Origin of the sequence: Streptomyces sp. NPDC037389 (genome assembly GCF_040636475.1) — a bacterium.
GTDB classification, from domain to species: Bacteria; Actinomycetota; Actinomycetes; order Streptomycetales; family Streptomycetaceae; genus Streptomyces; species Streptomyces hesseae.
The window spans coordinates 84,402-99,029 of record NZ_JBEZUS010000007.1 but is presented as its reverse complement, the minus strand read 5'-3'; the positions used below and the strand labels follow the sequence as shown (position 1 = coordinate 99,029).

At 71.5% G+C, this 14,628-nt stretch carries 15 protein-coding genes; 9 read left to right on the top strand and 6 right to left on the bottom strand.

The window, feature by feature from the left end; all coding sequences use genetic code 11:
* Positions 1-4: 4 nt before the first annotated feature.
* Entirely contained in the window at positions 5-904 is a 900-nt protein-coding gene (locus AB0E98_RS17130) for a YwqG family protein (protein WP_361702947.1), read from the bottom strand.
* A gap of 30 nt (positions 905-934) precedes the next feature.
* A complete protein-coding gene (locus AB0E98_RS17125) occupies positions 935-1,798 on the bottom strand; it encodes a hypothetical protein (protein WP_361702944.1) in 864 nt (287 codons plus the stop codon).
* 1,199 nt (positions 1,799-2,997) lie between these two features.
* Here AB0E98_RS17125 and AB0E98_RS17120 point away from each other — a divergent pair.
* A complete protein-coding gene (locus AB0E98_RS17120; protein ID WP_361702942.1) occupies positions 2,998-3,444 on the top strand; it encodes a hypothetical protein in 447 nt (148 codons plus the stop codon).
* Positions 3,445-3,592: 148 nt separating this feature from the next.
* Here AB0E98_RS17120 and AB0E98_RS17115 read toward each other — a convergent pair whose 3' ends face one another.
* The gene (locus AB0E98_RS17115; RefSeq protein ID WP_361703628.1) at positions 3,593-4,417 is read right to left on the bottom strand and encodes a hypothetical protein; all 825 of its coding nucleotides are present in this window, start codon (positions 4,415-4,417) and stop codon (positions 3,593-3,595) included.
* Between the two features lie 73 nt (positions 4,418-4,490).
* On the opposite strand from AB0E98_RS17115, the gene AB0E98_RS17110 reads away from it, so the two are divergent.
* The 3 genes from AB0E98_RS17110 (at position 4,491) to AB0E98_RS17100 (ending at position 6,874) form a co-directional block, all read left to right on the top strand.
* Positions 4,491-5,240: a serine hydrolase gene (locus tag AB0E98_RS17110; protein WP_361702940.1), complete on the top strand. Its 750-nt coding sequence runs from the start codon at positions 4,491-4,493 to the stop codon at positions 5,238-5,240.
* Positions 5,241-5,305: 65 nt separating this feature from the next.
* Positions 5,306-5,647 carry a hypothetical protein gene (locus tag AB0E98_RS17105; protein WP_361702938.1) on the top strand — a complete coding sequence of 114 codons (342 nt, stop codon included), beginning with the start codon at positions 5,306-5,308 and terminating at the stop codon, positions 5,645-5,647.
* A gap of 9 nt (positions 5,648-5,656) precedes the next feature.
* Positions 5,657-6,874, top strand: coding sequence for a glutathionylspermidine synthase family protein (locus AB0E98_RS17100; protein WP_361702936.1), 1,218 nt, complete (start codon positions 5,657-5,659; stop codon positions 6,872-6,874).
* Positions 6,875-6,919: 45 nt separating this feature from the next.
* On the opposite strand, the gene AB0E98_RS17095 is transcribed toward AB0E98_RS17100, so the two are convergent.
* Positions 6,920-7,726, bottom strand: coding sequence for an SAM-dependent methyltransferase (locus AB0E98_RS17095; RefSeq protein ID WP_361702934.1), 807 nt, complete (start codon positions 7,724-7,726; stop codon positions 6,920-6,922).
* A gap of 84 nt (positions 7,727-7,810) precedes the next feature.
* On the opposite strand from AB0E98_RS17095, the gene AB0E98_RS17090 reads away from it, so the two are divergent.
* Complete coding sequence (locus tag AB0E98_RS17090) at positions 7,811-8,860, top strand: AsnC family transcriptional regulator (protein WP_361702932.1); 1,050 nt, start codon at positions 7,811-7,813, stop codon at positions 8,858-8,860.
* Here AB0E98_RS17090 and rocD read toward each other — a convergent pair.
* Positions 8,799-10,007 (bottom strand): ornithine--oxo-acid transaminase, encoded by a 1,209-nt coding sequence (gene rocD / locus AB0E98_RS17085; protein ID WP_361702930.1) that lies wholly within the window; start codon positions 10,005-10,007, stop codon positions 8,799-8,801. The genes AB0E98_RS17090 and rocD overlap by 62 nt on opposite strands.
* Before the next feature lie 117 nt (positions 10,008-10,124).
* On the opposite strand from rocD, the gene trpS reads away from it, so the two are divergent.
* The 3 genes from trpS (at position 10,125) to AB0E98_RS17070 (ending at position 12,845) form a co-directional block, all read left to right on the top strand.
* Positions 10,125-11,144: a tryptophan--tRNA ligase gene (trpS, locus tag AB0E98_RS17080; protein ID WP_361703626.1), complete on the top strand. Its 1,020-nt coding sequence runs from the start codon at positions 10,125-10,127 to the stop codon at positions 11,142-11,144.
* Between the two features lie 175 nt (positions 11,145-11,319).
* Entirely contained in the window at positions 11,320-11,958 is a 639-nt protein-coding gene (locus AB0E98_RS17075) for a 2'-5' RNA ligase family protein (RefSeq protein ID WP_361702928.1), read from the top strand.
* Complete coding sequence (locus tag AB0E98_RS17070) at positions 11,931-12,845, top strand: YihY/virulence factor BrkB family protein (RefSeq protein WP_361702926.1); 915 nt, start codon at positions 11,931-11,933, stop codon at positions 12,843-12,845. Before AB0E98_RS17075 ends, AB0E98_RS17070 begins: the two co-directional genes overlap by 28 nt.
* Here the strand turns inward: AB0E98_RS17070 and AB0E98_RS17065 are convergent.
* On the bottom strand, positions 12,790-14,175 hold the full coding sequence (locus tag AB0E98_RS17065) for a D-alanyl-D-alanine carboxypeptidase (protein WP_361702924.1): 1,386 nt from the start codon (positions 14,173-14,175) through the stop codon (positions 12,790-12,792). The two genes, AB0E98_RS17070 and AB0E98_RS17065, sit on opposite strands and share 56 nt — an antisense overlap.
* A gap of 217 nt (positions 14,176-14,392) precedes the next feature.
* On the opposite strand from AB0E98_RS17065, the gene AB0E98_RS17060 reads away from it, so the two are divergent.
* Complete coding sequence (locus tag AB0E98_RS17060) at positions 14,393-14,617, top strand: hypothetical protein (RefSeq protein ID WP_361703624.1); 225 nt, start codon at positions 14,393-14,395, stop codon at positions 14,615-14,617.
* The last annotated feature ends 11 nt before the right edge of the window (positions 14,618-14,628 follow it).

The window sequence follows — 14,628 nt, the reverse complement described above, 5'->3', positions numbered from 1 at the left end:
GTGCTCAGCAGCACTGCATGGTGAACATCGCTTGATCGAAGCGGCCGGCGGCAAGGTCCTCGGGGCGTATGAGCCAGTAGAGGGCGCCGCAGTCGCCCCACATCATGTCGGCGGCGTCGTCGGTGTCGATCTGGGCGAGGAGCGTCCAGCGCCGGGCCTCGTCGGCGATGCGGGGGTCGCTCCAGGGGATGTCGGCGCCGTCGCGCCGGAGGTATCCATGGGCGATCTCGTCCTCCACGGGACCCTGAACGGGGTTGGCGTGTCCGCCGATGAGATGGTCGGCGGCCCGCTCCAGATCCCACAGCGCTTCGACGAACGCCTCGGCCTCGGCGGGGTGACTCGGATGGTCCTGGTCCCCGGCGTCGCCGTCGCGGCGCAGGGCCGAGAGGAAGTCCGGGTGCCAGGAGTCGGGCGCCGTCCACTCCACACGGGCCGTCAGCGGCACCGCCCGGTACGGCTCGAACTCCACGTCCTCGTCGTCGACGACGGGCCAGTCACGCTCGGCCACCGCGACCCCGGCCGGGACGTGGATCACCCGGGCGCCCACCCACGTCTCCGGGTCCTCGGACCAGACCAGGGCGCCGCCGTCGTCGATCTGTCCGTCGAAGTAGAAGAACGACAGCGTCCCGTCGGCGGGCAGCGCTATGTCCAGCGCGCCCTTGGGCAGTGCGGCACAGTCGACGGACGCGATGAACGACAGCGGCCCGCGCCCCTCCCACACCGGCCACGCCATGTCCTCCGGCAGCTCGGGCAGCCCGCCCAGCCGCCCGACCACCACGTCCTCCGCCCCCGGCTCCGGGGTCGTCACCAGCCGCGCGGCCGGGCGCAGAAGAGAAATCCAGCGCTCGGCGAGGTCGGCGGGCAGAAGCGTCCGGGCGAGGTCGTGCAGCGTGCTCTCAGTCATGTGGACGATGATGCACGGCCCCACTGACAATCACGTCTGAGCTGCGAGGATGTCCCGGATCGCGGCCATGCCGCGTCTGGTGGCGGCGATGGCGCCGGAGGCGTCGTCAGCGGCCGCGTCCGTGCGGCACTCGCGGCAGGCCGCCTCGTCCGTGACCGGACGGAACACCCGCCCGCAGCCGCCCGCGCAGGAGCGCAGGGGATTGGGCGGGGGCGTCGGCTCGGGCGCCGGGTCCGGCATCTTGCGCGTGAGCCGGTCGCGCGTCAGCCCGGCGGGGGAGCGGACGACGTCCGGGAGGCCGGACGTCAGCGCTTCGCGCAGCTCGGCGAGCGTGGCCCCTCGGGCGAGCCACTCCGACGCGAGCGGCGCGAGCGCGCGAATGTCCCGCCCGGAGAGGCGGAGCCTCCGTTCGGAGCGGGTGACGGCGGTGAGGGCGTCGGCGCCGCGATCGGCAGGCGGGAGGGGAGGGTTGGGGGTCTCCTCCCCGGTGTTTTCCTGGGAACGGCCGACGGCTTGGTCGGCCGGACGTCCGGGGGCCGGAGGAGTGGCCGTCGGCGGGGACTGCTCGCCCTTGTCCCGGATGGCCAGCGCCTCGGCCGTTGTCAGCGGGACATTCGATACGAGCTGTGTCGTGGACCAGCGTCCTCGGGGCCCGGAGAGCTTCCACTCGTGGACGTAGCCCTCGGCGATCAGTTCGCGCTTGGCGCGACCGAAGGCGGTCTTCTTGATCCCGGCGTGCCGGGCGGACTCGGAGAGGGACTCGTCGACGCCATCGGGAAGCGAAAGCTGCCATTGCAGAAGGCACTTGGCGTCGGAGGAGAGCCGGGGATGACGGATGATCTCGTTCGAGATCGGGGTGTAGAAGCGGGTGGGAGCGGTAGCATGGCGGCGCATCTGTGGGGGCCCTTCGGAGCAGGTCCTCGTGGGTGTAGACCCCCGGACTGGTGTTGCGAGCACCGCCGGGGGTCGATTCGTCTGCGCCGAAACGTACTCCACGGGGACGTGCCGAAGGGCACGTTCCGGTGCTCCAACACCCGTACGGTTACGAATGGTTCAGCCGTGCGATACGCGTTGGTGGACGCCCATGGCGGTGGTCATATACCCGACGACCTCATACCCGTCCGCGACAGCAAAGCTCCCATAGGGCCTGCCCTGTTCCTCCCGGCCGGCGTCTGGCCCACCTCCGTGCGCGCCGTCAGCATGGGGAACGCGCGTCCGCTGCCCGCCTGTTAGAACGAATGCGTCATCGATCCCTCAATAGGTGTCAACTCGCCGTAATCCGGCATCATATGATGCGAACCAGGGCTACGCTCACGCCTGATGACGCAGTGACGTGCCGGTCTTTCCGGGGCGCCCGCAACGGTCAGCCATCCGCACGGGGGGCTGTTTGGGGCGCGGCCTCCCCGGAGCCACCGGGTGGCCGCGCCCATGGTCAGCCCTCCGTTGAGAGGGATGACCGGTGGGCCGTTACCCACCTCGGGAGAAAGGCGCAGCACGTGCGCCATCGCAAAAAGAAGGACTGTAGTCACCTGAGGGCCCAGCTCTACCGGATCTACCGCTGGTCGGCGCCGATGCTTGGCGCCATGGCCGTGGCAGCGATTCGGTGGTGGCTGGAGGTGACTCACCGGCTGTACCCCTCGCCACATAAGCTAGCGAGGGGTCCAGCCGGCATCCTTCGAAGAAGCCCTGCCGCCGCGCCCTGGTGGTAGGGCTTCGCCTGCAGCCTTCGCCAGCAGTATTAGCGAGGGGTGCAGCATGCATCTTTCCAAGAGGCCCTACCGCCGTACCCCCGGCGATGGGCTTCGCTACGCGTCCGTCGACCATGCCTGGCTGGCACAGCCACCGGGGGCCCGACCGGGTGGACGTCGCAGGACCACGGTAGCGGCTATACCTCCCCTTGGCGCGGCAGATGTGCCCGCTGTCCCCCGGTAGGTCGACCTGGATTCGCAAGCGCGATCGATCACTCCGCGCCGTAATCGCCTTGGCGATATACCGCCCTATGCGGCGCCCGAACGCGCCGCAAGGGTGGAGGTCGTGCGCCGGCGGCGGCCTGCCGTCGGTGGAAGCGGACCGTGAGAGAGGACATCACGCCCATGCCCCCGATTCCGATCAAGCCGGGCATCTACAAGATCCACGCGCACATCATCGGTCCGTCCTCCCTGGTGACGGCCACGGAGTATGCCGTGAAGCACGGCGCGCCCGTGATCGTCGACCGGTTCAACCCGCTCCCGATCGAGCAGGAGTGGATCATCGAGCCCGTCGAGCCCGTACCCGGCTCGCCGTATGTGATCCGCCTCGCCAGCCACGACACCGCCGGTCTGGTGATCGCCGAAGACAAGCTCTTCGTCAACAACGTCCCGCGCCCCGAGCTGGCGAAGTTCACGTTCGAGGGTGTGCTCGGCGGCGTCAAGATCCTCACGGAGAAGGGCCTCGCCCTGCGGGCGGGCCACCGTGGTGCCCAGATCGAAGTCGTGCCGCCGAAGCCGGAGTTCCAGGAGACCTGGACCCTGGAGCACGCGCGCGGCATCGACCAGGACTAGCCACGCCCCAGGCGTGGCGCGGGGCGATCGGCGGCCTTACGGTCGGCCGGTCGCCCCGCTGTCGTTGCCGACGACATGGCAGCGCCTACCCCACTCCATGCAGCCCCACACCTGCTGAATACGTCCGCCGGAACGTCTGCCAGGCCGCTCACTCCTCCGTCGGCGCCTCCCCGAACCGGGCCAGGGCCAGCGCGCCCAGCACCGCCAGCGCGAAGCCCGTCACGGCGAGCGGCATCAGCCCCTCCCGTGTGCGGTCGCCGAGCCAGGCGACGCCCACCCAGGACGGGCCGAGGGTCTCGCCGATGACCATGCCCGCCGTGGCGGCCGTGACCGAGCCGCGCTGCAACGCCGAGGTCAGGAGCAGAAACGCCGCCCCGCCGCCGATCAGCAGCGCATAGGACGCGGGGTTGGTCAGCACGGCGGAGGGCGCGAAGTCGTCGATCAGACGCACCGCGACCTCCACGACGCCGAAGCCGAAGCCCGCGCCCAGGCCCAGGGCCGCCGCCCGGGCCCGCCCCCGTGCCCGGCCCGCCGCCGCGCCGAAGGCGAGGACGCCCACCGCCGCGACCAGGACGCCGACCCGTAGCGCGGTGTCGCCCGTACCCGTGCCCTCCGCGCCGGAGGACAGGCCCAGCATCGCCAGCCCGCCGCACACCACCAGTACCGCCGCCCACTCCACGCCGCTGAGCCGCACGCGCAGCACGCGCGAGGCGGTGACGGCGGTGACGGCCAGGCTCGCGGCGAGGGCGGCGCTCACCGCGTAGATGGGCAGGCTGCGGAGGGCGACGAGCTCCAGCAGGAAGCCCACGCCGTCCAGGGCGAGCCCGGCGAGGTAGCGCCACTGGCGCAACGCCCGCATCAGGAGCATCGGATCCACGCCGGAGCCCGTGCCGGGCGCGGTGGCCCGGGTCGCTACGGCCTGGAGGACGGACGCGGTGCCGAAGCAGACCGCGGTGCCGAGTGCGCAGAGCATGCCGAGGAACACGTCTCCGACTGTAGGGCGAGGGAGCCTCCCGGACCCTGGACCGGGACCCTAAAGTCGACTCGTGCTTTCACTGGTCGTGGCGCCCTGGCGGCGCGCTCCCGTCGTCGAGCGGAACCCGGACGTGCCGTATGACGCGGCGAGCACGATGAAGGTGGCCGTGCTCGCGGCGCTCCACCGCGGCGGGGCCGACCTCGACAGGCGGATTCCGGTCGTCAATCGTTTCGTCTCTGTGACGGGGACCGCCTCTTTCGCCAACGAGCGGTCCTACGACAGCGACGACGAGCCATGGGAACTCCTCGGCGGCACCGCGTCGTTGCGCTGGCTCGCCGGGCGGATGGTGACCCACTCCTCCAACCTGGCCACCAACCTCTGCCTCGCCGAGGCCGGCCGCGAGGCCGTGGCCCGCGTGTGGGAGCGGGCGGGGGCGCGCGGCAGTGATACACCGCGCGGAATCGAGGACGCGCCGGGGCGCGCGGCGGGTGTGCGCAACCTGGTCACGGCGGGGGACCTGGTCCGGCTGCTGGAGTCTCTGGAGCCGGAGCTGCTCGCCCTGCTGGAGGGCAACGTCCACCGTGTGGACCTGGCGGCGGGGCTGCCGCCGGGGACCCGGCTGGCGGGGAAGAACGGCTGGTTCCCCGGGGTGCGGCACAGCGCCGCCGTCGTCCACCCGCCCGACGCCGGGCCGTACACGATCGCCGTCTGCTACGCCGGGCCCCTCGCCAACGGGGAGGACACGGGCGATCCCGCCGCCCGCCTGCTGGCACGGATCTCCGCGAGGGTCTGGGAGGCCCGGCACACCCTCACGAAATGATCTTCCGTACCCCGGTTTAGGGTGGACGAACTTTCGAACTGTTCACGCGACGGGGGCGTCAGCGCATGGAGAAGAAAACGCGACGGCGTTTGCGGTCCAGCACGGTCATATTGGGCGGAATGGGCGTGCTCGCCACCGCCCTCACCTCCTGCGGATCCGAACCGGACAAACGCTGTGTCGACCGCAACAGCTATGAAGCGGGGAAGGGCTACAAGGTCCTCGACTCGAAGTCCTGCAAGAAGAACAGCGGCAGTGGCAGCGGCGGTTCCGGCGGCACCTGGTACTACAACTCCGGCAATTCCGGCAGCTATGCCAAGACCGGTACGTTCGACAAGAGCAAGGCCGTTTCCCGGGGCGGATTCGGCTGTTCCTCCTCCAAGGGCCAATCCGGTTCGAGCGGCGGCTGATCCCGGGTCATGCGCCGCCATCGCACCACCCCCCGTCCCGGCTGGCAGAACACTGTCGAGGAACAGGGCCTGATCTATCCGCTCACCCGCCACCCTGACGGCTCCCTGCGGCCGTACTGGGACGAGAGCGCGTACTACTCCTTCACGCTGCCCGAGATCGAGGCACTGGAGGGCGTCGTCGAGGAGCTCCACACGATGTGCCTGGCCGCGGCCGCGCACATCGTGGAACACGACCGCTTCGCCGACCTGGGCCTCACCGACCCCCGTCTCACGGCCCTGATCGGCGAGTCCTGGCACCGGCGCGACGAACTCCCCTCCCTCTACGGACGCTTCGACCTGCGCTACGACGGGCGCGGCGGCCCCGCGAAGATGCTGGAGTACAACGCCGACACACCGACCTCCCTCGTGGAGGCGGCCGGTCCGCAGTGGTTCTGGATGGAGGAACGCTTCGCCGGCGTTCCCGACGCCGACCAGTGGAATTCCCTCCACGAACGGCTCGTCGACACCTGGCGCCGCCAGGCGGACCTGCTGCCGCCCGGCGCGCCCGTGCATTTCGCGCATTCCATCGGCGATGAATTGGGCGAGGACCTGATGACCGTCGCCTATCTCCGCGAGACGGCGGAACAGGCGGGCATCGCGACGGACGTCATCTCCATGGAGGACATCGGCTGGGACGGCCTCTCCGGCCGTTTCGTCGACAAGAAACTCCGTTTCATCCGGGCCTGTTTCAAGCTCTACCCCTGGGAATGGCTGGCGGGGGACGACTTCGGCCCGCACGTGCTCGACACGCTCGACAACGGCGGCGGTACGGGTTCCACGCTGTGGATCGAACCGGCGTGGAAGATGCTGCTGTCCAACAAGGCGCTGCTGGCCGTGCTCTGGGAACTCTTTCCCGGGCACCCGAATCTGCTGCCCGCCTATCTGGACGGCCCCCGCGAACTCGCGCGCGAAGGCGGCTGGGCCGCCAAGCCGCTCTTCGGCCGCGAGGGCGCGGGCGTCACCCTCCACCCGGCCGGGGAGACCCCCGCCCCCGCCCCCGCGACCCGGGACGAGCCCTGTTGCTACCAGGAACTCGCCCCGCTCCCCGACTTCGACGGCAACCACGTGGTGCTGGGCGCCTGGGTGGTCGACGGCGAGCCCGCCGGGCTGGGCATCCGGGAGTCGTCGGGCCTGGTCACGGACGGGTACGCACGCTTCGTCCCGCACGTGATCCTCCCGGAAGGGTGACCGTTACCGCACCGCCTTCACCGGCTACCGCACCGCCTTCACCGGCTACCGCACCGCCTCCACCAGCCATCCCGACAGCTCGCGCCCGCCCGGCAGCCACCGTCCCAGCTCCTCGCCCACCTCGGCGAACGACCGCACCTCGGACCGCCACCCGAGCCCCGCGAGCAGCGCCCCGGGCTCGTCCGTGCCGTACCGCCACGGCGCGCCCCACTCCGCCATCAGCCGCAGCAGCGGGCGGGCTTCGGGGGCGGAGAGGAGCGCGGCGGGCACGAAATCGGTCAGGAGCCGGCTGCCCGGCGCGGACAGGGCCGAGATCCGGTCGAGGAGCGCGAGCGCGTCCGGCTCCGCCAGGTACTGGTTCAGCCCTTCCACCAGCCAGCACGTCGGCCCGTCGGCCGCCCGGAACCCCGCGTCGGCCAGGACCTCGCCCCAGTCGGCCGCCGCGAGGTCGGCACCCACGCCGACCCGGCGGCACGTCGGTGCGGCGGTGCCGTCCAGCAGCCGTTCCTTGCGGGCCAGGACCTCCGGCCGGTCCAGTTCGTAGACCGTCACATCGCCGGGCAGCCCCAGCCGGTACGCCCGGGTGTCCATCCCCGCCGCGACGATCACGAGCCGGTGGGGACCCCCGTACCCCACCGCGCTCTTGACCGCCTCGTCGAAGAACCGCGTCCGGACCGAGAGCAGCGGCGTGTCGCCGAAGGCGTCCAGCAGGGCCATGCCCGGAGGCCCGGCAAGGGCCTCGGCGAACGGGTCGTGGAAGAGAGCGTCCGCCCTGGCCGATTCACGGGCCCGCTGCGCCGCGGTGAGCAGCGCGGTGCGCGCGACGGGATCGAGTTCATTCCGTTTCGTCATGCCGACGACCCTCACCGGCACCGGTGGCCCGCGTCCCCATCCGCCCACGCCCTGACGGAATCCGACATCCGATACCGTCTTCCGGTGGATTCCGGCATACGCGATCTCGACCTACTCGACCGGCAGTTGGCCCACGCCCTCCAGATCGACGGACGCGCCTCCTTCAGCCGCATCGCCGCCGTTCTCGGCACCTCGGACCGTACGGTCGCCCGCCGTTACCACCGGCTGCGCGTGGACGGCGCGCTGCGCGTCGTCGGGCTGCCGGACGCCCGGAGCCTCGGCCTGGTCGACTGGGGCGTACGCATCCAGTGCGCGCCCGACGCCTCGGCCGCGATCGCCGCCGCGCTGGCCGAGCGGGCGGACACCTCATGGGTCGGGCTCGCCTCCGGCGGCACCGAGGTCACCTGCATGACCCGGGCCCGGGGCGGCTCGGGCCCGGGGAGCCTGCTGTTGTCCAAGCTGCCCAGGACACCGCGAATCACCGGGGTGACGGCCCACTGCGTGCTGCGCCCGGTCGCCGGTACGGCCGGCTGGCCGGAGCGTACCGGAGCGCTCGACGCGCGGCAGGTCGCGGTGCTGTCCCGGTCGGCGCCCACGACCCTCGTCCGGCTGGAACCCACCGCCGCCGACCGGCGCCTCCTGGACGTCCTCGCCCGGGACGGCCGCGCCGCCGTCCCCGAACTGGCCGCCGCCACCGGCTGGTCGGAGTCCACCGTCCGGCGCCGGATCGAGGAACTCCGGGCAACCGGGGCGCTGTACTTCGACGTCGACATCGACCCGGCGCTCTACGGGTTCGCCTGCGAGGCCGTGCTGTGGCTGAGCGTCGCCCCGGCCGGACTCGGCACCGTCGGCGCGGCCCTCGCCGGGCACCCCGAGGTCGCGTACGCCGCCGCCGTCACCGGGCCGAGCAACATGATGGCGATCGTCGTCGTCAGGGACGCCGACGCCCTCTACGACTACCTCGCCGTCCGCGTCGGCGCCCTGCCCGGTGTGCGGGGCGCGGAGACCGCGCTCGTCACCCGGCACGTCAAACGCGCGGGGGCGCTGCTCGTCCCGCGCCCCCGCCCCCGTCTCAGCCGGCCGCCAGCACCTCCCGCAGTCGCTCCAGCCCCCAGTCCAGGTCCTCCTTGCTGATGACCAGCGGCGGGGCGATGCGGATCGTCGCGCCGTGGGTGTCCTTGACGAGCACCCCGCGCGCCATCAGCCGCTCCGAGACCTCGCGGCCCGTGCCGATCTCCGGAGCGATGTCGACGCCCGCCCACAGGCCCCGGCCGCGGACGGCCGTGACGGCCGGGCCGCCCGCCAGGAGGCCGAGTTCGTGGTGGAGGTGGTCGCCGAGGCGGGCCGCGCGTTCCTGGTACTCGCCGGAGCGGAGGATCGCGATGACCTCCAGGGCCACCGCGCACGCCAGCGGATTCCCCCCGAAGGTGGAACCGTGTTCGCCCGGCTTGTGGACGCCCAGCACCTCGCGCGAGGAGACGACCGCCGAGACCGGCACGACGCCGCCGCCGAGCGCCTTGCCCAGGATGTAGACGTCCGGGACGACGTCCTCGTGCTCGCAGGCGAACGTCCGGCCCGTTCTGCCCAGCCCGGACTGGATCTCGTCGGCCATGAAGAGGACGTTCCGCTCCCGTGTGAGCCGGCGGACGCCCGCCAGATAGCCGGCCGGGGGCACCAGGACGCCCGCCTCGCCCTGGATGGGCTCCAGCAGCACGGCCACGGTGTGCTCGTCGACGGCGGCCTCCAGCGCCGCCAGGTCGCCGTACGGGACGATCTCGAAGCCCGGCGTGTACGGGCCGTAGTCCGCCCGGGCCTCCTCGTCCGTGGAGAAGCTGATGATCGTGGTCGTGCGGCCGTGGAAGTTGTTGTCCGCCACGACGATCTTCGCCTTGCCGTCGGGGACGCCCTTGACGCGGTAGCCCCACTTGCGGGCGGTCTTCACCGCCGTCTCCACGGCCTCCGCGCCCGTGTTCATGGGCAGGACCATCTCCATCCCGCACAGCTCCGCGAGCTCGGTACAGAACTCGCCGAAGCGGTCGTGGTGGAAGGCGCGGGAGGTCAGGGTCACTCTGTCGAGCTGCTCCTTGGCCGCGTTGATCAGTCGTCGGTGGCCGTGGCCGAAGTTCAGCGCCGAGTAGCCGGCGAGCATGTCGAGATAGCGGCGGCCCTCGACGTCGGTCATCCAGGCGCCCTGCGCGGTCGCGACGACGACCGGCAGCGGATGGTAGTTGTGCGCGCTGTACTTCTCGGCGGCGGCGATGCTGCGTTCCGTGGCGGTCACCATGTGCTCCGTTCCACTCCGGGGCTGATGCTGACGCCTTTGTACACCCGCCGTACACCCTCGGTGGGCGCGGTTTTCCACAGCTGAACCGAGTCCGCTCCCGCACCTGAGAGAATGTTGTGCATGGCCCTTGATCGTCCGCGCGCTCTCTCCGGTATCCAGCCCACCGCAGGCTCGTTCCACCTCGGGAACTACCTCGGTGCGGTCCGTCAGTACGTGGCTCTGCAGGAGTCCCACGACGCCTTCTACATGGTCGTCGACCTCCATGCGATCACCGTGCCGCAGGACCCCAAGGAGCTGCGGGCCAACACCCGTGTCGCGGCCGCCCAGCTGCTGGCCGCCGGGCTGGACCCGGAGCGCTGCACGCTGTTCGTCCAGAGCCACGTCCCGGAGCACGCGCAGCTCGGCTGGGTGATGAACTGCCTCACCGGCTTCGGCGAGGCCTCGCGCATGACGCAGTTCAAGGACAAGTCCGCCAAGCAGGGCGCCGGCGCCACCACGGTCGGCCTGTTCACGTACCCGATCCTCCAGGTCGCCGACATCCTCCTCTACCAGGCGGACGCGGTGCCGGTGGGCGAGGACCAGCGCCAGCACATCGAGCTCACGCGCGACCTGGCCGAGCGCTTCAACGGCCGCTTCGGCGACACCTTCACCCTCCCGTCGGCGCACATCGTCCGCGAGACGGCGAAGATCTACGACCTTCAGGACCCGTCGGCGAAGATGAGCAAGTCGACGGCCAACCCCAAGGGCCTGATCAACCTGCTCGACGAGCCCAAGGTCTCGGCGAAGAAGATCAAGAGCGCGGTCACCGACACCGACACGGTCATCCGCTTCGACGCCGAGAAGAAGCCGGGCGTCAGCAATCTCCTCACGATCTACGCCACGCTCACCGGCACCACCATCGCCGAGCTGGAGCGGAAGTACGAGGGCAAGGGCTACGGCGCGCTCAAGACCGACCTCGCCGAGGTCATGGTGGAGTGGGTCACCCCCTTCCGCGCCCGTACCCAGGAGTATCTGGACGACCCGGCCGAGCTGGACGCGGTGCTGGCCAAGGGCGCGGAGAAGGCCCGGGCCGTCGCGGCGGACACCCTGGCCCGGGCGTACGACCGGGTGGGCTTCCTGCCCGCCAAGCACTGACCGGTCGCGCTTCGGCGGCCCCGCCGGCCGCTGAGCCATCCGGATACGGTTCACCGGCGTCCGCGCACGTCGGGACCCTGATCCCGGGCGGGCGGGACCAGGAGATCTGGCAGTGGGAGCGGCGCAGCCGTCACACTGACCACGGGGACGTACAGGCGCCAGGAGGGAGAACGCAGTGGGGACCGTAACGCTCGGCGTTTCGATCGCGGTCCCGGAGCCGTACGGCAGCTTCCTCCAGAAGCGCCGCGAGGGCTTCGGCGACCCGCACGCCCACGGCATTCCCACGCACGTCACGCTGCTGCCGCCCACCGAGGTGGAGGTCTCGTCGCTCCCCGCGATCGAACGGCACCTCGCCGAGGTCGCGGCGGCGGGGCGCCCCTTCCGGATGCGGCTGTCGGGGACGGGCACGTTCCGGCCGCTCTCGCCCGTCGTCTATGTGAACGTGGTCGAGGGCTCGGCCGCCTGCGCATGGCTCCAGAAGCGGGTGCGGGACGCGTCGGGCCCGGTCGCGCGGGAGCTCCAGTTCCCGTACCACCCGCATGTCACCGTGGCCCACGGCATCGCCGAGGAGGCCATGGACCGGGCCTTCGCGGAGCTCGCGGACTACGAGGCGGAGTGGACGATCGAGGGCTTCGCCCTCTACGAGCAGGGAGAGGACGGTATCTGGCGCCTCGAGCGCGACTTTCCCTTTGGGACCGACGGCGTGACCGACAACGCGACCGGCGGCATGACCGACGGCGTGACCCCGGCCGTGCCCCGGCAGGAAGGCACGGGTATCCGTAGCTCATGGACTGGCTCACCCGGCTGCCCCTGATCGGCCCCCTCGCCGCGAAGGCGATGCGTACGCACGCCTGGCGCGCGTACGCCACCCTCGATCGTGTGAAGTGGACGCGGCTCGCCGCCGCGATCACCTTCTCGAGTTTCGTCGCGCTCTTCCCCCTGCTCACCCTCGGCGCGGCCGTGGCCGCCGCCGTGCTCAGCGACCGGCAGACCAAGGACCTGGAGCGGCGGATCGCCGAGCAGGTGCCCTCCGGGGCCCTCGACATCAGCACATTCACCGACAACGCCGGCACGGTCGGCCTCGTCGCGGGCGCCCTGCTGCTGTTCACCGGCGTCAGCTGGGTCCGTCAGCTGCGGGAGTGCCTGCGGGTGGTGTGGGAGCTGGAGGAGGACCCCGGGAACGTCCTGCTCCTCAAGGTCAAGGACGGTGCCCTGCTGCTGGGCCTCGGCGGGGTCTTCCTGCTGTCGGCGGGCTGCTCGGCCTTCGCGTCGGCCGCGGTCGGCTGGGTCGTGGAGCGGGCCGGGCTGGAGGGCGTCGGCGGGCTGCTGACGGCCCTCGGCTTCTGCATCGCCGTCCTCGCGGACTTCCTGCTGATGCTCTACGTCCTGTCACGGCTGCCCGGCGTCCGCCCCGAGCGGCGCCGGCTGGTCACCGGCGCGCTGCTCGGGGCGGTCGGCTTCGAGCTGCTCAAGCTGGTGCTGAGCGGCTATCTGCGGGGCGTGGCGGCCAGGAGCATGTACGGCGCGTTCGGCACCCCGATCGCCCTGCTGCTGTGGATCAACTTCACGGCGAAGCTCACGCTCTACTGTGCCGCGTGGACCGCCACGGACGACGCGGCCACGCGGCACGGCGAGAAGCGCGAGCTCAGTCCTGCGGAGGGTTCTGCGAGGGGTTCTGTGGGGGGCTCGGCGGGCTCTTAGGCGGGGCCGCGTGACCCGGCCGGCGCCGCCCCCGCTCCGGCAGCGGATGCCTGCGGTTGACGACGAACCCGGCCACGGCCAGCACCGCCAGCGCCCCGCCCGTCAGGCCGACGGCCGTCCACATGCCGTCGCCGCCGCCCGTGACGGCGGCCTGGGCGCCCTGCGGGGACTGCCCGCCCGTAGCGCCCTTGTCGGCGGGGAAACCGCCCTTCGGCGGGACGAGCACGCCCACCGGCTTGACGTGGCCGACCGCCTCGAAGCCCCAGTCGAGGAGCAACTGGGTCTCCTTGTAGACCTGGTTGCGCTCCTTGGTCTCCGGGTTCATCACGGTGACCAGCAGCTTCTTGCCGTCGTGCTGGGCGACACCGGTGAAGGTGTTGCCGGCGTTGGTGGTGGTGCCGTTCTTCACCCCCGCCATGCCCTTGTAGGCCGGCACCCCGTCCTGGCCGGTGAGGAGCCGGTTGGTGTTGACGATCTCCTTCGTCTTCCCCGGGTGGTCCTCGTCGGGGAACTGCGTCCGGGCCGTCGAGCAGTACTCGCGGAAGTCGGCCTTCTGGAGGCCGGAGCGGGCGAACAGCGTCAGGTCGTAGGCGCTGGACACCTGCCCCTCGGCGTCGTAGCCGTCGGGCGTGATGACGTGGGTGTCGTTGGCCTGGAGCTCGTCGGCGTGCTCCTGCATGTCCCGGACGGTCTTGGCGACGCCGCCGTTCATCGCGGACAGCACGTGCACGGCGTCGTTGCCGGAGCGCAGGAAGACGCCCATCCACATGTCGTGGACGGAGTAGCTCAGCCCCTCCTTCATCCCGACCTGGCTGCTGCCCTCGCCCATGCCCTCCATGTCGGACGGCCTGACCTCGTGCTTCTTGTCCTTGGGGAACTTCGGCAGCACCGTGTCGGCGAAGAGCATCTTCAGCGTGGAGGCGGGCGGGAGCTGCCAGTGGGCGTTGTTGGCGGCGAGGATGTCACCGGTCTCGGCGTCGGCGACGAGCCACGAGTTCCCACTGAGCTCACGGGGCAGCTCGGGCGCGCCGGGGCCCAGCTGGACCTGCGGGCCGGACCGGCCCAGGAGCTCGCCGCCCACCGTCGACATCTTGGCGGGCGGCAGCCGCTTCGGCGGGGGCTTGGCCTTGCCGTCGGCGGCCTTGCCGGGGGTCGCCGAGGCGCCGGGGGGGACCGCCGGGGAGCCGCTGGGGCCCGGGGCGGGAACGGCGAGGGCGGGGGCGGCGGCCGCCAGAGGGAGCAATAGCGAGGCACCGGCCGCCAGCAGGGCCGCGCAGCGGCGTCGGGGCGTCGCGGAGTACCGCGGGGGGTGTGATGTCGTCGTCGGCACGCTGGTGAACGTACCGCCACGCTCCGTCGACCGGGACGGCGCCTCACGGAGGGCGCCCGCCGAGGACCCGATAGGACCATTGCCGGCGCCGGAACGCATACTGAAACCCATGGTGAATGCTTCCCCCACCGAGCCCGGGGCCCCCACCGAGCCCGAGGCCCCCACTCCGTCGGCCCCCTCCGCTCCGGCACCGGTTCCCGCGACCCTCTCCCGTCCCGTGTCGTGGTTCCTGCTGGCGTTCGGCGCCTGGAGCTGGGTCATCTGGGTCACTTTCGTGAAAAATCTCTGGAAGGACGGCAGCGGACTGGCCTTCGACGACGCGGGTTCCCCCACCGCGTACTTCTGGGTCCACCTGCTGCTCGCGGTCACCTCGTTTCTTCTGGGGACGGCTGTCGGCCTCATCGGGTTGCGTGGCGTCAGGGCGCTGCGGCGTAGCTCATAGGCCTAGCTCAT

What these genes read in the sequence shown, in the direction of transcription:
- AB0E98_RS17130 (WP_361702947.1), bottom strand. Translation starts at nt 904, where the DNA reads ATGACTGAGAGCACGCTGCACGACCTCGCCCGGACGCTTCTGCCCGCC.
- AB0E98_RS17125 (WP_361702944.1), bottom strand. Translation starts at nt 1,798, where the DNA reads ATGCGCCGCCATGCTACCGCTCCCACCCGCTTCTACACCCCGATCTCG.
- AB0E98_RS17120 (WP_361702942.1), top strand. Translation starts at nt 2,998, where the DNA reads ATGCCCCCGATTCCGATCAAGCCGGGCATCTACAAGATCCACGCGCAC.
- AB0E98_RS17115 (WP_361703628.1), bottom strand. Translation starts at nt 4,417, where the DNA reads ATGCTCTGCGCACTCGGCACCGCGGTCTGCTTCGGCACCGCGTCCGTC.
- AB0E98_RS17105 (WP_361702938.1), top strand. Translation starts at nt 5,306, where the DNA reads ATGGAGAAGAAAACGCGACGGCGTTTGCGGTCCAGCACGGTCATATTG.
- AB0E98_RS17100 (WP_361702936.1), top strand. Translation starts at nt 5,657, where the DNA reads ATGCGCCGCCATCGCACCACCCCCCGTCCCGGCTGGCAGAACACTGTC.
- AB0E98_RS17095 (WP_361702934.1), bottom strand. Translation starts at nt 7,726, where the DNA reads ATGACGAAACGGAATGAACTCGATCCCGTCGCGCGCACCGCGCTGCTC.
- AB0E98_RS17070 (WP_361702926.1), top strand. Translation starts at nt 11,931, where the DNA reads ATGGACTGGCTCACCCGGCTGCCCCTGATCGGCCCCCTCGCCGCGAAG.